Below are 19,733 nucleotides of genomic sequence, written 5' to 3'. Positions count from 1 at the left end.
GCATCTTCCTAGCTAATTATTCTTAGCTACATAGCATTTAGCACATAACACATCGCAAAAACTAATAGCCGAAAAACTGAGCCCATTGGCACCAAACATCTTGTAAGCCTAAGCGATCACCCTTGCTGAACGATATCGCATGTCCAGGTTTTGCTTGTGCCAAGCGTGGTAAATCGATTCTTGCGACACATCCAATCTTCGGATAACCACCTATGGTCTGTCTGTCATTAAGCAGCACGATAGGTTGTCCGTCTTGGGGGATTTGAATCGCACCTAGGGCAATGCCTTCTGACAATAGCGAAATGTCAGGCGAGTCTACGGGCTCGCCACTGAGTCGATAACCCATCCGATTAGAGTTTTGGTCAACGTGATATTCAGCGTTATACAAAGTCTCTCTTGCTGACTCGGAGAATAGCTCGCTTTGATAGCCTTCAATCACTCGTAGGTTCACGGGTAGATTATAATCAGGCGTGTATCGGAAGGTAACACTTACCGCTTTAAATGGATGTGATAGTTGGTGTTGGGTAAAAGCTATTTGTTGCCCTTGCTGGCATGGCTCTCCATCTTGCGTTAACCCTCCAATCTTTTCACGAGTTACTGTAGAGCAGCTATCAAGAGTTGATGGAACATCGAAACCGCCTTTAATAGCTAAATACGCCCTTAGACCATTTTTAGGCAAACCAAATGAGAGAACTTGCCCTTTAAAAGCTTGAAAAGTACGCCAGTTAGGCTGTGGTTTACCATCGAGTTTCGCTTGTAAATCACCCCCGCATAGTGCCATCTCACAATCAAAATCGATTCGTAACGCACATTGCCCAAGCGTGATTTCCAATGCTGCTTGGTTTACTGGGTTACCCAATAGATGATTGGCCCAGCTATAAGAGTAATCATCAACCGGTCCACCTTGCGTTAATCCAAGATGAGCAACACCAAATCGCCCGAAGTCTTGAATCAAACTCAACGGACCGGGCTTAATCACCGTCAGTGTTGGTTTAGCTTTTGTCTTAGCCATTTACGATGCCTCCACCCAACTCTACAAACTCTTGTTTTGAAATCGCGATGAAACGGACGGTATCACCAACATTAAGCAGAGACAGCGGTCTTTGCGTGATATCGACGTTCTTCAATTGGCTATGATCGAACAACGGAAGCGGGCAATTGCCAATAATATTCCAGCCGCCCGGTGAATCCGAAGGGTACACCGCTGTTTTCGTATCCGCGATGGCGATGCTGCCTTTGGGCACATTTAAGCGGGGTGTAGAGTGACGGGGCAAAGCAAGCTCATTAACCACATCAGACATAAACGCAAAGCCAGGCATAAACCCAATAGCACTGACGCTGTATGTCTGTGAGGTGTGATATTGAATAATATCTCCCAGCGATAAGCCTTTGTCTTGATACCTGTCTAAATCGAGCGCCGTTTCTGGTGAATAATAGGCAGGAAGCTCAATCGTATTACGAATTTTACTAACACTAGAAAAGGACGACAGAGCATGATTCAACAAATTATTGAGCCGTTCAATGAGCTGCTGTTCTGATATTCGATAAGGGAGGTAGTCGACCAATATTGTTTGGTAAGCCGGCGTCACATTCATCAACACCGATGCTAAATTTTGGCGAATGGCATTGGAAAAGTGAGCCATGTACTGCGCATATTCGGCGCTAGATTGATTATTTGAAGGCGATAGTGTCAAAGTCACCAAAACGCTGCATTCCGCGACTGGCGCTATATTGAATTCAATCTGATTCGTCGTCATTTCGTTTCCATACGTTTGTTTGCCTTTGATTTACTTACTGCCTTTTATTTGCTTATTTGGCGTTTTTAACATCCGTGTCTAAACCAATACAAAGCAATTAGACCTTACGAGCAATTGGTTAAATGCTCGTAAGGCGAGCGATAAGGCCATGCGCCATACCAATCACACGCTTCATATTAGTTATAAACGTTGAGGTCTTGTCTGATTTTTCTAATTAATGCGATAGATTGGGGATTATCACCATGAACACAGATGGTATCGGCTTCAATAGGCAGTCTTTCGCCCTCTAAAGTCGTAACCGAGCCATAGTTAATGATTTGCATAACTTGGTTATAGATATCGTCTTGATTGACGTAAACCGAGCCTTTTTGAGTACGTGGCGCTAATTGTCCGTTATTTAAATAAGCACGGTCGGCAAACGCTTCAAACAAGAGAGGCAGGTCATGATCGTCAGCAATATCCAAATACTGTTGATTGTCTGATGAAGAGAGAATCATCAAGGGGATGTTAAATTCAGCGACGGCTTGGGCTACCGCGTTAAACACATCGATATTTGCCATCATATCGTTGTAAAGGGCGCCATGAGGTTTCACATAGCCAACAGAGGTGTGGTGGTAGCGACAAAGGGCTTGTAATGCACCGACTTGATAGCACACCAGTTCACTGATCTCGTCCATGGTGTGTGGAATAGACCGACGACCAAAACCAACGAGATCTTGATAACCGGGATGAGCACCAATTTGGGTGTGATAGTGCTGCGCCAGTTTTATCGTCTTGGACATAACGTGCGGATCAGACGCGTGGAAGCCACAAGCGATGTTTGCCATATCGACCCATTCCATGACCGACTCGTCATCGCCCATCTTCCAATTGCCGAAACTTTCTCCCATGTCGCAATTAAGCAAAATCTTCGTTGTCACGTGGTGCTAATCCTTTACGTTGAGGTAAGTAATGACGGTCTTATAAATACCATAAATAAACAGTGACCTAACTCAAACTTTCGACACCGTAGATTTACCAGTATGGCATTTCATATATAGTTGAACTATTGATTAAAGGATTAATATCTATCTGTATATTAGGTGAGCACATGATATCCCGCCAGGTTTGCTTAGGACTAGCATTAACGACACCTGTTTTTGTCTCTGCTCAAGAAAACTCTCTAGACCAGCTCATGTCGATGAGCCTTGAAGAGTTGTCTATGTTAGATGTCGAAATGGAAACGGCTTCGAAAGTGACACAAAAACTCACTGACATTCCTTCGTCGGTGTATGTGCTTTCTAATGAGCGAATTCAGCGTAGTGGGGCGAAAACCATTGCTGAAGTCCTAACGCTTGTACCCGGACTCAAAGTCACCAAATTCAATGAAACCTCATGGTTTGTTTCGACACGCGGCTTTCATGATGGGCTATATAACAAGATGCTCGTGATGATGGATGGACGAAGCTTGTTTAGCCCAGTCTATGGCGGTACGTATTGGAGCGACGTTGATTATGTGCTTGCCGACATCGAACGCATCGAAGTACTAAAAGGCCCCGGCGGAACAATTTGGGGAGGTAACGCGGTTAATGGTGTAGTCAATATCATTACCAAGTCTGCCAATGATACGCAGGGGACTTATCTCTCCGGTGTCGCGTCTAATACTGATAACTATGAATTTAGTGTTCGTCAGGGATTAAGCCTAAACGACAGTGTGAATGCTCGTGCCTTTTATAAGTACCGAGAAGAACCCACGTATCGCACAAACGCGTCTGAAAAATGGAAAGCACAAACTGCAGGGATGGTTTTTCAGCCAAGTAATGCCGAAGAAAATTGGTCATTACGTATTGGTGGTGAGAAAAGCTTTTATGAGTCGGAGTTGTATACGTTCCAATATGATAACTCAGGGTCGTTTGTCGGGTCACAAGCCAATGATTTCGATAACAAGAGTCAATCTGTTTACGTCCAATTCAACGACTCTCGTCATTTTGATGAAAGTTCGACACTCTCATATTCGTTATGGGGTGAATATAATGAGGATAATGCGCCAGACGCTCCGGGAAGCTATTCGACCCTTGATTTTGACTCTACTTATATCAACCAACTATCGGCAAACCATCAGCTAACACTCGGTGGTGGCTTGCGATATATGTATCTTGATTTCTCCTCTAGCCAAGTTTCGGATGTGGATTGGTACAATCCTGATTACTACGGTCGAGCCTACAACATCCAATCTGCCAACGATTATATTGCGAACGCTTTTATACAGTCTCAAATTCAAATGACGGAAGCGCTGTCTATTACTCTTGGTGCCAAGGTTGAACACTTTACACAGAATGATTCAACTGAGCTTTCACCTCAATTGCGCGGTTTATATAAGTTAACTCAACGTCATTCCGTATGGGCGGGGCTTAGCCGTGCAGTTGTTGCACCATCTTATATGGATTCCAATTCCACCTATTATTTCAATAGTTACAATGCTGACTCAAACAACAGCTACCTAGATGTATATAAATCAAGCTCGAGTCTTGAAACAGAGAACGTCGTAACGGCGGAAATGGGTTATCGCTACTCAAACAATTCAAATTTCGAACTCGATGCAACGATTTATCTGAGTGAACATGACAACCTTCGCTTCCACAGTTATGACCCGAATGATATCCCCGCGGATCATGTCTATATCGGGGCGTTGTCTGATGATTATAAAGCAAAAACTTATGGCTTAGAGTTAGGCGCGAGTTACCAACTCACCGCAGATCTAGCCAGTTACCTGAGTTACGCCTATACGACGTTAGAAGGTGAGAATAAAGGTAATGACCCTAAATCTAGCCCTCAAACGAGTGTTTATTACGATATTGATAATGAACATTTAGCCACGGCACAGTTGATGTGGAATATCACCGAAAGTTGGCAATTCGATGTGATAGGCCAGTACATTAATGTGAATTACCCAGACTATTGGGTAGCAGGCGATGGCACTCAATATGAATGGCAGTCTTACCCACATGAAATAACCTTTGATGCGCGTCTCGCATGGAAAAAATCGTCCGCAGCACCTTTAATTGAAGTGGTTGTTGAAAACATAGGTAAGAGTGACGGCTATCAAGCTGAATTCACATCTCAGAAAAGCGTCAATCAAGAGTCGGTGTATGTGAGGATCTCTCATGGATTCTAAATGGCTTAAGCATCGCATTAAGCTCGGCTTCTCTAAACTAGCCTTAGCTGCTTTAACGATGCTTATTGCGCCGTTGAACACCTCAGCGGCTAGCTTCAAACCTTATGAAGTGAAAGCGGTGTACCTTTTTAGAATTGCGAATTTTATACGTTGGAATGATGAAAGCTCTATGAACGCTGTGAACTTTTGTGTGATTGGCGATGAAAAGGTAAGCCAAGTGCTAACGTCAATTACAGAGGGAAAATCTATTCGTTCACTCGATATCCAAGTTCAACAGTCGATTACTTCTAAGTGCGATATTACGTATTTGTCTGACCGTGAAAATGACCAATTCCGCAGTCAAGAGCACTCGCCACATACTGTGACAATCAGCGACATTCCTAACTTTACGGACCTAGGTGGAGTCATTGAACTCACGCACATCGATGATAAGCTCAAACCTAAGATCAATCTAGAGAACGCACGCGGTGACTACGTCATTGGCTCAAACCTGTTACGAATTGCTATAGTGGAGGGCCAATAATGTTGTCTTTCATTAATAACATATCGATTAAAAACAAACTGATATTACCCATTATCATCTTCATCGCAGTCACTTTTGTCACGATTCAATCAGTAAATTACACTGTCACGTTTGAGAGGGAGAAAGAGAGTCTTATTCAGCGTGTTAAAGTGCTTGCACAAGGTGTTGCTTATAACCTGCAAGCCGCGATTTTATTTGAAGACAAGTCATCGGCTCAGGAAATCTTGTCAGCTTTCGTCGCAGATAAAGATATTGTTAGAGTGAAGCTCTATGACATCAACGAACAGCTTTTTGCCAGCTATCAGGTAAGCAACACTCTGGTTCCAAGGCCAAACACAGAAGAATTAGACGATATCGCTGATCATCAATTTGCCATCTCTGAGAATTTCATCTTCTTGCTCGTTCCAGTGATGCTGGATGGCGCAGTGATCGCGAACTTGAGAGTGACAATATCGAAAGAGACGTTTAATTCGATCTTAACGAATATTTTCAAGGTTGCGGTCGTCTACCTGTTGTTTCTGGTGATGTTAGGCGGAGTACTGGTCAAATTGGTGCAACGCTTAATTATCGAACCGATGTTTGACCTCAATGAGGCGATGCAAGCCTTTGTAGAGCGTCGTTCGAAGCAGCCTAAATTAGTCGTAACGAACCGCGATGAAATCGGTGATCTCGTTCGAGCTTTCAATACCATGTTAGAAAGGCTTCAACATCGCGATAACCAAATCAATTTTACGTTAGACAAGTTACAAGAAGAAAAATCGTTCGCAAATGAGGTCATTGAAACCGTTCAGCACTCGTTGTTGGTAGTGGATGAAAAAGGGCTCATCCTTCATGCGAACGCAGCTACTCGGGATATTTTTAAATGCTCGGAAGCTTTTCTTGAGAACTTGTTGATCCAAGAGTTGATCGCGACCAAGCAAAAGGGTTACTTACAAGATGTTATTGATGCCAATATCGAACTCAATGACGAATTACTGGAAACCACCGATCTCTTTCAATCAAAACGCTGGCTTCGTGTGAGCAGTCGTTCTTTGACAAAAGATGGTCGTATTCTTTATGCAATCCAAGATGTCACCGACATAGAAACGGCCATGAGTCGCCAGCGTATTGCTGCGGGTGTTTTCGAAAACAGTAAAGACGGTTTGATCGTGCTCAACTCGGCCAATGTGATAACCATGGTTAACCCGGCGATCACACAACTTCTCGGTTATCACTCTGATCTGCTGGTGGGCAAAACACCCTTTGAAGTATTTTCGTGGCAGCAATTTTCATCATTGATGCCGACAATTCGCAGTTCGTTAGACAACTATGGTCAATGGCAAGGCGAAGTGTGGGAGAAAAGCGCGTCCGGCACGTTAGTTCCAATGTTTGTCAAAGTGAATCGAATTGCCTCAGACAACGAGAAAGACGAGTTTGATATGGTATTAACGCTGTCTGATTTATCCAACGTTAAAGAGATGGAAAGACTCGAACACTTGGCTCATCACGATGCATTAACCGGGTTAGCGAATAGAGCGCAACTGTATAAGGTTATGGATGATGTTGTCACGTCGAGCCACTATTCAAATCAGCATTTCGCGGTTATCTACTTGGATTTGGATGGTTTCAAAGAAGTGAATGACAGCTATGGACACGATGCAGGTGACGAAATCCTTAAAGAAGTATCAAACCGATTGTTATCTCAGGTAAGAGCGGGGGATTTGGTTGCACGTTTGTCGGGTGATGAATTTGTTCTTATTATTAAACAGACAAACAAAGTCTTATTAGCTAAGTTAGCCGAACGATTGTTGGATCTGATCGGGCAAGAAGTGAATTATAAACAGCGTTCACTTCATGTTGGAGCGAGCTTAGGTATCCATTTAGCTGATGGCCCAGAGCGTGATATTGACGTGATTCTAAAAGTTGCTGATGAGGCTATGTACCAAGCGAAACGCAAAGGAAAAGGTCAGTTTGTGTTCGCTCGTGAGGGTAAATAGGCACCGGTGTTTGTGAGCTCACCCTAAGTTGTTGTATCATAAGTGATAGGTTGAATATTTTTAATTAAAAGGTCTGCTAAGCATGAATGTTTTAGTTACAGGTGGCATGGGTTACATTGGTAGCCATACAAGTATCCAGATGATCAACGCAGGTATGACACCTGTACTTTTTGATAGCTTGTACAACAGCAAACCAAGCGTTCTAGAGCGCATCGAAAAAGTCTCGGGCGTTCGTCCCAACTTCATTGAAGGTGACGTTCGTGATAAAGCGCTTTTGACTGAAACCATGAAGCAACACAACATCGAAGCGGTTATCCATTTTGCTGGTCTGAAAGCCGTCGGAGAGTCTGTGGAAAAGCCTCTTGAATACTACGACAACAACGTAAACGGCACTTTAGTTCTTGTTGATTCAATGCGTGATGCGGGTGTAAAAACCTTGGTATTCAGTTCTTCAGCAACGGTATACGGCGATCCAGCCAGTGTTCCAATCACTGAAGATTTCCCGACAAGTGCAACCAACCCTTATGGCCGTAGTAAGCTAATGGTTGAAGAGTGTTTAACCGATTTCCAAAAAGCCAATCCGGATTGGAGCATTACACTGCTGCGTTACTTTAACCCAGTAGGTTCACATCCAAGTGGTGAGCTAGGTGAAGACCCGCAAGGTATCCCAAACAACCTAATGCCATTTGTCTCTCAAGTAGCAGTAGGTCGCCGTGAATTCCTATCTGTATTTGGTAGCGATTATCCAACAAAAGATGGTACTGGCGTTCGCGATTACATCCACGTAATGGATCTGTCTGATGGCCACATCGCAGCGCTTGAGAAAGTAGGGCGCAAAGACGGTCTTCATATCTACAACCTTGGCACTGGTAACGGTTCAAGTGTATTAGACATGGTTAAAGCGTTTGAGAAAGCGAGCGGTAAACAAGTCCCTTATAAACTGGTCGATCGTCGCCCAGGTGATATCGCAGAATGTTGGGCAGACCCTGCTAAAGCTCAGAAAGAGCTTGGTTGGAATGCAACACGTACACTGACTGAAATGACTGAGGATACATGGCGCTGGCAGTCAACCAATCCTGATGGTTTCCCTGGTTAATCTAGTTGTTTCATGAATAGTTAACTTACAAAAAGATGCTTTAGGGCATCTTTTTTGATCTAAATCGAATAAAAAGTAAATTAGTGGTTAAAAAGTATCATTCTGTATCTGTTGTGTTATCATGCACGCGAATTATATGTTTAATGTTAATTTTCTTTGGAGTTAATCATGGAACTAGGCCTAATCATCACTTTCATCATTGCTGCAGCAGTAATGGTTAAGAAAGAAATGGCAGAGAAGTAATTTCACTTTATCCCTTTTTGATACAATTTTTAGTGAAATAATAAAAGCCAGCATTTAGCTGGCTTTTTAGTATCTGCAATTCAGGTTTTTAACGAATTAGAATTCGTACTTAGCTGAAATACCGTAGTTTCTTTCTGCTTGAGAGTTCTCTTTGTAAAGCTCATCATCGCCGCGAATATCATTCCAACGGTAGTACTCTTCGTTAGTTAAGTTGAATACTCCACCACGAATAGTAAGATCTTTCATTGGCTTGTAGTAAGCCGTCAAGTCAACAACCGTTGCACTCGGAAGCTCAGCTTGACCAGCGTTACCGCCGCTTTCGTCATCGAAGTTGATGTCTGAACCAGACTTGTTAGCCGTGTAGTTTAACTTAAGGCTAGTACCCCAGTTTTGGTTTGGAGCATCGTAGTTAAGACCTAATACAGCATTCCAAGGGTTAACACTATTTAGTGCATTACCGTTTCCATCTTCACCTTCTGTGTATGAAGCAACGAAGTGAGTTGAAATACCCTTAGGTGCACCAACCAAAACATCCCATAGTAACGTGTTAGAGAATTCAACACCCTTAATTGTTGCCGAATCTAGGTTGACGTTAGAGTAGTGTGTCGTTCCGCCAACTTTTTTCGTTACCACTGTTTCGATGAAGTCATCGTAATCACTGTAGTAAGCCGCAATTTCAGACGATGAAGCCTGTGTATTATGACGGTAACCTAGCTCGTAAGAGATACTGGTTTCTGACTTAAGGTCCGGGTTTGGATCGTTTACGTAACCATGTCCTGGGTTATCATACGTGTAGTACAGTTCATCGAAAGAAGGGGCTCTAAAGCCTTGGCTAATCTGGCCAAAAATGGTGCCTGTATCAGTAAGTTTGTATGTTGAGCCTAAACGTCCAGTTACCGCAGAATCAGAGAAGTCCGTAAGTGACTCACCCGTATTTTTACCAGGGTCTGTAGAGAAGTAATCGAAACGAACACCTGGAGTAACAACAAGTTTGTCGTTCATTAAGCTAATTTCGTCTTGTACAAACAGACCAAACTTCTGCTCTTTAGCATCAGGAGTGTATACATAAAGCTGATCATCAGTATCAGGATCAGAGTTGTACTCCATGTTTGTATTGCTAATATCACTATGTGTGTATGTTGCACCATAAACTAGGTAATGGTTGTTAATCTCTTTATCTAGCTGAGTTTCGATCTCAAGCTTATCTTCGGTGTATTCATAGTCTTTTGTTTGAAGATTGTCATTGTTAGCAGGGACATAAGGTGGGAAACCAGGACCTGCCGGTTTAAAGCGCTTCGTCACCCCATTTTCTTCTTTAGAGATGTATGACACTTTGCTCGTCACTGTGTCAGCGATAGCGCCATCAGCGAACCAAATGTGTTTAATCGCAAATCGATTTTGCTCTGTATCATCTGCACCCGTGTAGCTATCGTAGCTTGAGTGATAAATATCAGAGTCAGAAGTATCCTTAATTAGCTCAGCTAGAAACTCGATACGGTGGCTTTCGTTCAATTGGTATTGCAATTTTACCAATAGGTTATCTGCAGATGTATCTTGATCTTCTACTGCGTAATTCTCTAAGTTATTAGAGTCGCGGAAGTTTTGAAGCTCTTCACCGTCACGGCGAGTGTAAGCAACTAATGTTTCTAAATCACCGAATCGATTAGCTAACGCAACGTGCTCACTGAAAGAGTTATCTTCTGAAGAGTACGACAGTTTCGCTTGGCCGCCGAAGTCTTCGCCATCTTTCAAGAAATCAGAAGGGTCTTTAGTTTCGAAAGCAACAACGCCACCAATAGCGTCACTTCCGTGTAAACTTGAAGCAGCGCCTTTGATGATTTCAACGCTTTTCAGCATATCTGGGTCGATTGAGATACCGCTGGAGTTAATAAATGCGTAAGGACCACCATCAAATGAACCTGGTTGCGATGAGCCATCTACTAGGATCTTGACGCGCTTACCTTCCATGCCACGAATGTTGATGGTTTGTGCACCTTGACGAGAGCTTGAGTTCATCGTTACACCTGGAGTGTATTCGAAGATTTCATTCACGTCTTTCGCCATATTCTCTTCAATTTGCTTATCCGAGATAACAGTAACAGAAGCTGCTGTATTGATAAGTGTTTGATTAGTACGAGTCGAAGATACAACAACCTCGTCAAATAGGGCATAATCTTCAGCAAAGGCTGATGTTGATGAAAGCGCTAAAACGATTGAAGCAGAGAGTAGGGATTGCTTATACATCTGATAGTTACCTTAATTCCATAGTATTATCTTGATTTGCGAAAGATAATATTGGATCTAAATGATAATTACTATTATTTGCATTTCAATTTATTTGTACTTTTGTCATTAAAAACACGCCTAGACCGTATAACTCATTGTATTAAAAGACCTTTAATGGTTCCATTTATCTGGTGAATGCTTCCATTTTTGTGATTAACCTCTCATTTATAAAGTAGGAAACTGATGCATAGTCCAATAACACTTGAAGCGTTACACATCCTAGACGCCATCGACCGACGAGGAAGCTTCGCCGCTGCGGCCAATGAAATGGACAGAGCGCCTTCATCACTCAGTTATCAAATACAGAAGCTTGAACAAGATCTGGACATCATGATTTTTGACCGTTCTGGACATCGTGCAAACTTCACAGAAGCGGGCCAGTTGATACTTGAGCAAGGTAGGGTAATTCTTGGAGCAACAGAACGCCTTGTTAACGAGGCAAGCATTCTAGCCAATGGTTGGGAGCTCGATTTGACCATCGCCTTTGATGGTATTATCCCGATTGCTAACTTTTTCCCTCTGGTAGATGAACTAGGAAAAATCAGTAAAACACGTGTTCGTTTGCAAGAAGAGATCTTAGCAGGGTGTTGGGAATCCCTTTCAGACGGCCGAGCAGATTTACTGGTGTGCCCAAAGGTTGACACTATCCCAAACGACATGAAAAGTGACGTTATCGGTAAAATGGAAATGGTTTGGGTAGCGGCATCGAACCACTATGTTCACAAACGTTCTGGTGAATTCGACCAAAAGGCGAGAGAAAGTTACAGGGTTATTGCCATTGCAGACACCGCGCGCGATCAGCCAGCATTAAGCATCAATATTCTAGAAAAACAGCCACGTTTAACAGTGACGAGCTTTCCTGCGAAAGTAGAGGCTTTGACGTCAGGACTAGGGATTGGCACTTTGCCGAATAGTGTCGCTAAACCTTTGATTGAATCTGGCGTACTACAGCAGATCTCCGGTACAGAGCCGCAGCCTATTGATATCGTTATGGCTTGGCGACGCAATAAAATGGGCGACGCCAAGTCTTGGTGTATCCAACATCTTAAAAAGACATGGGCGTTAAAGTAACGGTAACACCATATCTGCAGTACCGTCTTCAAAACTGATATCTAGCTTAAAACCGAGCTTTTGAGCTAGTGTCAGCATCCCTCTATTGGTTGGCATTGTCATACCCGACATCTGTTTAGTCTGCTTCGCACGACAATAGTCGATAACTTTGGTCATAAGAATGCGACCTAAACCGACACCTTTAAGGTCAGAACGAATCAATATTGCGAATTCGGCGTCCGTGTTCTCAGGGTTAATCAGCGCACGGGACACGCCGATGATCGCTGGAACGCCTTGTTCCTCGCGAACGACCACAAAGGCGATTTCTCTATCGAAATCAATCTGAGTGAAATTCGCCAACGCCTCATGATTGAATTCACCGACATCACTAAAGAAACGCTTATAGAGATCTTCCTTAGACACACGGTTAATGAAGTCAGCATGCAGCGGTTCATCTTCGGGAAGAATAGGGCGTAACAACACTTCGGTTCCATCTTTTAGCTGGATACGTTCTTCAAGCTCGACTGGGTAAGGGCGAATGGCCAACCTTTCTTGCGGATCCCCTTCGTAGGCTTTCAATATGATATCAGCATCTAATATCGTGAATTTGTCTCCGTTGGCGAGTACTGGATGGATATCCAAATCATGTATTTCAGGGCAATCAACGACCATCTGCGATATACGTACCAATAATTCAGAAAGGCCCTCTATATCAATCGGGTTAGGAAGCTTTTGTAGACGAATCTTGCCACTTTTTATTGCTCGAATAATCAAGTAACGCGCCAGTGTCATGTTGAGCGGTGGAAAAGCAGCTGCGGCATCAATCGATTCATCCCATTCCGAACCACCTTGTCCAAGTAAAATGATTGGGCCGAAGGTTTCGTCTGTTGTAACCTTAATACGCAGTTCTTGGCCGCCCGCGAGCTTGGCCATACCTTGAATCAACAAGCCATGGATGTGCGCTGTAGGAAACGACAACTGAGAACGATCGAGAATCGCTTGAGCCGCATTAGCGACTTCACTGCTGTTTCTTAAATTAAGCATTACGCCTTGAACGTCTGACTTATGTGCAATATCCGGCGAGCGTAATTTTACTGCGACGGGATAACCAATCGTTTCGGCGATGTGTACCGCTTCACTTGGGTCAGAAGCGATCCAAGTTGGTAACACATCGAGGTTGAAGCTCTTGAAAAACTGGCTATTTTGGTGAGTATCAAGACTTACTGTATCTTTATCCAGTAATTGTCGTTCTATCCAATTTTTCGCATCTGCTAGATCTTCAATGTGTACTTTTTCTGCAGTAGTCGGCGTTTCCATTAACTGACGTTGGTTACGTCTGTACTCGACTAAGTGCATGAATGCGACCACTGAGCTTTCAGGGGTTCGATAGGTAGGGAAACCCGCTTCGGTAAACAGCTTTCGTGCAGGCCTTGCTGTTAGCTCACCAGACCAATTCGTCAGGATGTTAAAGCGCTTGTGGCGAGGGTGCTTTTTAATCGCTTCAATAATTCGCTCTGCTGTTTTAGCTGAATGTGCAACCGCAGAAGGGCTATGCATGATAAGAATCGCATCCGCTTCATCACCATCGAGTAAGATGTTTAAGGTGTCGATATAACGCTGATCACCAGCGTCTCCAACAATATCGATAGGATTGCTATGAGACCAACTCGATGGCAACACTTTGTTCAACTTATCAAGTGTCTCTTCTGAAAACTCTGCGAGCTTACCACCGCGGTCAAATAGGGTATCCACCGCCATAATCGCAGGACCGCCACCGTTGGTAACAATTGCTAAACGCTCACCACGCAAGGGGACTGAATGAGTCAGTGTTTCTACCGCAGCAAACAGTTCATGTAAGTTCTTAACTCGTAGCATGCCGCTGCGTCGGATTGCGGAATCATAAATAATATCTAATGTGTCGGCTCCGCCAGTGTGAGCCATTGCTGCGGCTCTGCCTTTCGCCGTTCGACCGCCTTTCAACACCAGAATTCGTCGGTTGCGCGAAGCCGCACGCGCTGCAGAAATAAAGCGCCTCGCATCAGTAATGCTGTCTACATAGAGCAATATCGCTTCGGTGTGAGAGTCGGTGCTCAGATAATCCAATAACTCCGAGAATTCGATATCGCTGCCATTGCCTATAGAGATAAAAGCCGAGAAACCGATCTCTTTGTCATTAGCCCAATCGAGAATAGTGGTACACACAGCTGCCGACTGAGAAACAAAGGCGATCTTACCGGGTAATGCTGTCACTGGAGAGAATGAGGCGTTCAAATTTAACCAAGGAACAATTACCCCCAAACTATTGGAACCCAACACTCGAATGTTGTGCTTCTTGGCAATAGCTAGGCATCGTTCATCATACGTCTCACCATTATCGCTTTCTTGCTGCATGTCTGAAGAAAGCACAATAACAGAGGCTATACCTTTCTCAGCCAGCTCTTCAAAAATGGCTACATTGCGGGTCGCATTGGTACACAAGATTGCGAGATCAGGAACAATCGGTAACGATAAAATGTTCTTGTAAGAAAGCACGCCGGCCACTGAATCATATTTCGGCGTAACCGGCATCACCGCACCTTTAAAATCCCCGTGCAATAAGTTGTTCATAACAATATACCCTGCGCGCGTTTCTCGTTGAGAAGCACCAACAACAGCGATTGAACGGGGTTTAAGTAGGGGATCAAGATGATTCATAGACATATCCTAGCAATGCACGTAAGTTCATCGTAACTTACTTTGCACTCACGGGTTGATGGCAAATTCACCGAATTCAGATGAATAAGCAAACACTGCATAAAGTTTGTGAAATAGGTCACCCACTAATGGTGTATAATCTCAAAGTTAACTTGATTCTAAACCGACGTATCGGCATGATTTATAGTAATTATTATTAAGGATATAGAGCTTTCCATGAAAAAATTTGCAATTGTGACTTTGCCACTGCTCTTGGCTGCATGTGTATCTGACGACTACGTTACCAATGTCACTTCAGATAGTTATCAAGAAGAGTACAAAACGGCAAAAGTTGAAGCTCCAGTTGTATCTCAATCTGAGCAAACAAGCGTTGTTGAAGAAAATGTTGTCAACGTTATCAGAACCGAACCTGTTGAACAGAAAGTCGCTCAAACGACTCAAGCTAAGCCAGTTGCAGTAGTGACAGGCCCAACCAAGAAACAACAAGACATGAACCAACGTTTTGGTTACACAGTTCAAGTTGTTGCTGTTGGCAGCCAAAGTAAAGTCGATTCTTTCGTGAAAATGCTACCTACGACTTCTCAACCAGTTTGGGAAAATTACAAAATGGTTAACGGCACTAAGTGGTTCACAGTACTTTATGGTGACTACGCAACGCGCTTAGAAGCTAAAAAGGCAATCTCAACACTGCCGAATACTTTCCAAAACTTGAAACCGTTCGTTAAGAGCATTGATGACATCAAGAACTCTGAATACCCAACGCTTAACAAGTTGAACTAAGTTTTAATTCAGAAAGAGGGAGCAAATGCTCCTTCTTTTGTTTTAAGACAAGCAGTTTTGTTTAATAGTTAATCGCTCGATCTTTCGAACACAATTTTAACGTTCAAAACACTGTACCTATTTCGACTTTTGTTTATCATTGAAGTCAGTATTCCTAGTTTCAAGGACCGAATTTACCCATGAACACCATTAACATCCTTCTACTTTGTGGCGGTGGATCTTCAGAGCATGAAGTATCTTTAGTTTCAGCCAATTACCTTTTTGAACAACTGAATAGCGTTGCAGATTTTAACGTTGTAAGAGTTGAAATTAAAAACGAAGGCTGGTGTCTTGATTCAGGTGAATTGGTTTATCTTGATATTAACGACCAAACCTTACGCGGTGACAATTTAGCATCTAAAGTCGATTTCATTGTGCCTTGCATCCACGGCTTCCCAGGTGAAACAGGTGACATTCAATCCCTGTTTGAAATGGCTAAAATTCCATACCTAGGTTGTGGTTCAGAAGCGAGTAACAACAGCTTTAACAAAATCACGTCAAAGCTTTGGTACGACGCACTCGGCATTCCAAACACGCCGTACCTGTTCTTATCAGACAACAATGACAAAGCTCACTCACAAGCAACTCAAGCATTTGAAAATTGGGGTAAAGTGTTCGTGAAAGCGGCTCGTCAAGGTTCTTCTGTAGGTTGTTACCAAGTTAACCAAGTAGAAGATTTAAGCGAGGCTATCAACAAGGCGTTCACTTTCTCGGACCAAGTATTGGTTGAGAAATCAGTGGTGCCTAGAGAGCTAGAAATTGCTGCTTATGAAATCGATGGCGAGCTGCATATCAGCAAGCCGGGTGAGGTGATTGCACCGAATGGCGCATTTTACTCTTACGAAGAGAAGTACAGTGCAGACAGTCACTCGATTACTGAAGTTGAAGCAAGTAACTTAACAGACGAACAGCGTGAATTAATTGCAGACAGCGCTCGAAAAGTCTTCACTCAGATGAAGCTTCGTCATTTGTCTCGTATCGACTTCTTCTTAACGCAAGACAACGAAATCTACCTGAACGAAGTCAACACCTTCCCAGGCATGACGCCAATCTCCATGTTCCCTAAAATGGTAGAACATGACGGTCACAAATTCAGCCAGTTCTTAGAGAACTGCGTGAGAACAAGCCTTTCTTAGGTTTCTAACTCGTTTTAGTTCACTTAGAGATGAACCAACCAGTGCCTTGAGCTTTCTGCCAAGGCACTTTTTATTTTTAAGGCTAACCGTTTTTACGAATGTTTCGTTTAGCCACAACTTATACCCAAGTAAGAATATCCAAGTAATCTGCGAACCGTCATTGCCAAGGTATTAACGCCTTAAACTTCATCTTCTCACGCTCTGCCGTTCCCGTGAAACCTACATATTGGGCTGGCATTGCAGGGCTGAGCCAACGACCAAAGTCCTGAATATCTCTAACCTTAAGACCTTGTTTCGACAACTCTTGTGCGGCACCAACACGAATCGAATTTCCAGAGAAATGGTGATTTTCTGGCAGTTGAAGTAAGTCGCTAGCTCTTCTCAATATCCTATAGATGGACGAATCATCCAAAGGCTGCAAACCAATATTTTCATGCTTGTCTATCGCACGAAATACTGGAAAGTCATCTTGTATACCACTAAACGAAAGCCAACGTTGAAGTGCAACACTGGCTACTTGTGATAACTGATAAGCCGAATCTTTGACTGTTACTTGGTAATGATCTTCAACGTACTCAACATCACTCATCGATAACACCTTAAGCTCTGAGCGTTTTAAAGCACACTCGAACATCACGTTATAAATTGCGATGTCTCTGATCTCTTTCAGGTTTGCTTTCTCATGGGAGAGCAACGTATTTAAATCTGTGAGATGCACAGATGTCATAGCATTGGTTTGTTTAGCGTCACCGGCCATATGAGACTGTAAGTGGAGCAGGGTAAAGCGAACTTGCCTATGCTTGATCGGGTTAGCAAAGCTCAACACAGTGTGTAACATGCTAAGCGTTGCAGTGTAACGTTTTAAGGATGCGTATTTTCTATCGTTAGACTCCGTTTCAAGAAAACGACGAACAGCAGTTATAGATGCGGGAAGTGTGTTAATCCGATGTTTGGTACAGAACGCATGATAGCGATTCCAATCACTGTAAATGCCCAACAGTGAATTGCGAGAGTATTGAAATCCTGTCAACTCATCTATAATTTCTATTGTCGCGTTGCTGTTTAATTTTTCAACAAATGAATTAATTATCACAGAGTCGGTTAAAATAGGGACTTTTTTTCTCAAATTACCATACCTCGACAGGTGTTTTTACCATATTATGCTTGATATCATTATTAGTATACTTATGATTAATGCAGTGAAAACAGAAAGATGATTAATAGATATGGCTAATTCAATTTACCGAAGCGTCCATCTTCAATCGATAGATGCTAACAACACAGTTTGGCGTGCTAAGTTAAAAAACAACGTTATTCAGGGCAACCTAGCTGCCGTGAAAAAGAGTATTGATTGGTGGATTGATACCGCATCTATTATTGATCCAAAAGAATTCATGTCATTAAATAAGTCGAGAGGAACTGGTGGCTCGACTGAAAACTTCAACGGCTACCAAATCAAGAATGACACCGGTGAGCCTAATGCGTGGTATTGCATGTTTAACGGTCGCTTAATCAAAGGCGGCAAGATTGCAATTCAACGCCATATAGAAGCTTACTTACTCGCAAAACAAAAAGCAGAGCAACAAAAGAAGTAAATTATGAGCCTAGTATATTCAACAGAAACAGGTCGCATTAAGCCTGAAGAAGAGAAAGTCCAACGTCCTAAAGGCGATGGTATCGTTCGAATCCAAAAAGAAACCAAAGGCCGTAAAGGCAAAGGTGTTTCTGTCGTAACTGGCTTAGACCTAGATGACGCACCATTAAAACTAATGGCAGCAGAACTCAAAAAAGTTTGCGGCTGCGGTGGCTCAGTAAAAGATGGCAACATCGAAATTCAAGGTGATGCTCGTGACAAGATCAAAGCGCACCTTGAAAAGAAAGGCTACAAAGTTAAATTTGCTGGCGGTTAATCTCTAACTAATACCAGGGTTAAAATCGAAGATTATTATCACTGGTTATTAGGTATTTTATGGTAAATAGCCAATATGGTTAAATACACAGTATAATTTAGAGAATATCGACACTAAACAAAGGCAGGGCATCACACAAAGATACCTGCCTTATAAACACCAAAACACATTTAACATAACGTACATAATACGCAGTCATGTATAGTTAATTCTAAAGGTAGTATTATCATCGTTTGTCCTTAAAACCCTAGTTTCAACTGACTCTCACGCTTCTTGCGCCGTTCAGAGTTTTCTTAGCGCATTTGAAATCAAATAATTATATGTGCGGCCAACATCTACACAATCCAACCTTCATTCAGCAAACCTAATTGACGAGAAACTTTGTCCATCTGGTTTAACTTATCTCCCCACTTCTCTGTTTGCACTAACGAACCGCGCCGCGCTGTGTGTGATTCTGGTGAGCATTGCTGTTGCTTATTTTCCAGATTTCACACACGCGACCAATGTTTCCTATCAACTGCACATGCTGAGCTTTCGTTTAAATCCATCAGCTAATAAAGTTCCTGTGTCTTACGTAGATTAGCACACACATTTTTCAAACCTTCTTAACGATTCTCTCTAGAGTTAGTACTTTGTGTTCAGCTAGCTTATTAAACGGCAATGCTTGTCCTATGTTGTTTGAAACACCATGCCAAGCTACCGCAAACATGTTTGCATAGATTCATTACACTTATACGCTGGTACACAACACCGAGACTTGGTAGATCCATAATCACGGTTTACCCTAAAATTACGTTCAATCGGATTTAGGTAGCTTTGGTAATAAACCTAAGAGTTGCTTGAAACCCATTGCTCTTTGTTTTGCTTTACCTGTTTTCTCTAGCTGATATGCCCGCTTTTGAAGTCGCAATGGTGTTACCGCCTGAGACTAAAAAACTTAGAAAGCGTTTATTGGTTATGTAATTAACAAATAAAGTGACACTGTATCTAGCTGTACAGGTAAAGCTTGGTCCTATGGAACACACAAAATAAAGAGCCCAAACAAGAACTGTATGTTTATACAGTTATATTATTAACCCCTTAAAAACG

General features: G+C 42.7%; 16 protein-coding genes. 10 read left to right on the top strand and 6 right to left on the bottom strand.

Translation table 11 applies throughout. The features are described 5' to 3' along the window. Positions 1 to 61: 61 nt before the first annotated feature. From MSG38_RS01595 to MSG38_RS01585, 3 genes are all read right to left on the bottom strand, one after another. On the bottom strand, positions 62 to 1,012 hold the full coding sequence (locus MSG38_RS01595) for a biotin-dependent carboxyltransferase family protein (RefSeq protein ID WP_050650401.1): 951 nt from the start codon (positions 1,010 to 1,012) through the stop codon (positions 62 to 64). Continuing rightward, positions 1,005 to 1,757: a carboxyltransferase domain-containing protein gene (locus MSG38_RS01590; protein WP_050650400.1), complete on the bottom strand. Its 753-nt coding sequence runs from the start codon at positions 1,755 to 1,757 to the stop codon at positions 1,005 to 1,007. Before MSG38_RS01590 ends, MSG38_RS01595 begins: the two co-directional genes overlap by 8 nt. A 176-nt stretch (positions 1,758 to 1,933) precedes the next feature. Beyond that, positions 1,934 to 2,677, bottom strand: coding sequence for a 5-oxoprolinase subunit PxpA (locus MSG38_RS01585; RefSeq protein ID WP_248400818.1), 744 nt, complete (start codon positions 2,675 to 2,677; stop codon positions 1,934 to 1,936). Positions 2,678 to 2,847: 170 nt separating this feature from the next. On the opposite strand from MSG38_RS01585, the gene MSG38_RS01580 reads away from it, so the two are divergent. From MSG38_RS01580 to galE, 4 genes are all read left to right on the top strand, one after another. After that, positions 2,848 to 4,911: a TonB-dependent receptor gene (locus MSG38_RS01580; protein ID WP_248400817.1), complete on the top strand. Its 2,064-nt coding sequence runs from the start codon at positions 2,848 to 2,850 to the stop codon at positions 4,909 to 4,911. Continuing rightward, positions 4,901 to 5,434: a YfiR family protein gene (locus MSG38_RS01575; RefSeq protein ID WP_248400816.1), complete on the top strand. Its 534-nt coding sequence runs from the start codon at positions 4,901 to 4,903 to the stop codon at positions 5,432 to 5,434. Before MSG38_RS01580 ends, MSG38_RS01575 begins: the two co-directional genes overlap by 11 nt. Further along, a complete protein-coding gene (locus MSG38_RS01570; RefSeq protein ID WP_248400815.1) occupies positions 5,434 to 7,410 on the top strand; it encodes a diguanylate cyclase in 1,977 nt (658 codons plus the stop codon). The genes MSG38_RS01575 and MSG38_RS01570 overlap by 1 nt, the downstream gene beginning before the upstream one ends. Before the next feature lie 82 nt (positions 7,411 to 7,492). Continuing rightward, the gene (gene galE / locus MSG38_RS01565) at positions 7,493 to 8,506 is read left to right on the top strand and encodes a UDP-glucose 4-epimerase GalE (RefSeq protein ID WP_248400814.1); all 1,014 of its coding nucleotides are present in this window, start codon (positions 7,493 to 7,495) and stop codon (positions 8,504 to 8,506) included. Positions 8,507 to 8,845: 339 nt separating this feature from the next. Here the strand turns inward: galE and MSG38_RS01560 are convergent, their stop codons facing one another. Continuing rightward, positions 8,846 to 10,993, bottom strand: coding sequence for a TonB-dependent hemoglobin/transferrin/lactoferrin family receptor (locus MSG38_RS01560; RefSeq protein ID WP_048608313.1), 2,148 nt, complete (start codon positions 10,991 to 10,993; stop codon positions 8,846 to 8,848). A 225-nt stretch (positions 10,994 to 11,218) separates the two neighbouring features. Between MSG38_RS01560 and MSG38_RS01555 the strand changes: the two genes are divergently transcribed. After that, entirely contained in the window at positions 11,219 to 12,106 is an 888-nt protein-coding gene (locus tag MSG38_RS01555) for a LysR family transcriptional regulator (RefSeq protein ID WP_048612676.1), read from the top strand. On the opposite strand, the gene MSG38_RS01550 is transcribed toward MSG38_RS01555, so the two are convergent. Then, positions 12,098 to 14,779 carry a bifunctional acetate--CoA ligase family protein/GNAT family N-acetyltransferase gene (locus tag MSG38_RS01550; RefSeq protein ID WP_248400813.1) on the bottom strand — a complete coding sequence of 894 codons (2,682 nt, stop codon included), beginning with the start codon at positions 14,777 to 14,779 and terminating at the stop codon, positions 12,098 to 12,100. The genes MSG38_RS01555 and MSG38_RS01550 overlap by 9 nt on opposite strands. A gap of 216 nt (positions 14,780 to 14,995) precedes the next feature. Between MSG38_RS01550 and MSG38_RS01545 the strand changes: the two genes are divergently transcribed. Further along, positions 14,996 to 15,559 (top strand): SPOR domain-containing protein, encoded by a 564-nt coding sequence (locus MSG38_RS01545; RefSeq protein ID WP_017069919.1) that lies wholly within the window; start codon positions 14,996 to 14,998, stop codon positions 15,557 to 15,559. Positions 15,560 to 15,738: 179 nt separating this feature from the next. After that, positions 15,739 to 16,734 (top strand): D-alanine--D-alanine ligase, encoded by a 996-nt coding sequence (locus tag MSG38_RS01540; protein ID WP_248400812.1) that lies wholly within the window; start codon positions 15,739 to 15,741, stop codon positions 16,732 to 16,734. A 157-nt stretch (positions 16,735 to 16,891) separates the two neighbouring features. On the opposite strand, the gene MSG38_RS01535 is transcribed toward MSG38_RS01540, so the two are convergent. After that, complete coding sequence (locus MSG38_RS01535; protein ID WP_248400811.1) at positions 16,892 to 17,860, bottom strand: tyrosine-type recombinase/integrase; 969 nt, start codon at positions 17,858 to 17,860, stop codon at positions 16,892 to 16,894. Positions 17,861 to 17,960: 100 nt separating this feature from the next. Here MSG38_RS01535 and MSG38_RS01530 point away from each other — a divergent pair, with 100 nt between their 5' ends. The 3 genes from MSG38_RS01530 (at position 17,961) to MSG38_RS01520 (ending at position 19,227) form a co-directional block, all read left to right on the top strand. Continuing rightward, on the top strand, positions 17,961 to 18,329 hold the full coding sequence (locus tag MSG38_RS01530; RefSeq protein WP_052879566.1) for a DUF3319 domain-containing protein: 369 nt from the start codon (positions 17,961 to 17,963) through the stop codon (positions 18,327 to 18,329). Between the two features lie 3 nt (positions 18,330 to 18,332). Beyond that, entirely contained in the window at positions 18,333 to 18,644 is a 312-nt protein-coding gene (gene yciH, locus MSG38_RS01525) for a stress response translation initiation inhibitor YciH (protein ID WP_008221404.1), read from the top strand. Between the two features lie 322 nt (positions 18,645 to 18,966). Then, positions 18,967 to 19,227, top strand: coding sequence for a hypothetical protein (locus MSG38_RS01520; protein WP_248400810.1), 261 nt, complete (start codon positions 18,967 to 18,969; stop codon positions 19,225 to 19,227). Positions 19,228 to 19,733: the final 506 nt, after the last annotated feature.

Source organism: Vibrio sp. 1CM24A (genome assembly GCF_023161725.1).
In the GTDB taxonomy this organism is placed as follows: Bacteria; Pseudomonadota; Gammaproteobacteria; order Enterobacterales; family Vibrionaceae; genus Vibrio; species Vibrio coralliirubri.
The sequence above is the reverse complement of the archived record's forward strand: the minus strand, read 5'-3'. Positions and strand labels throughout refer to the sequence as shown.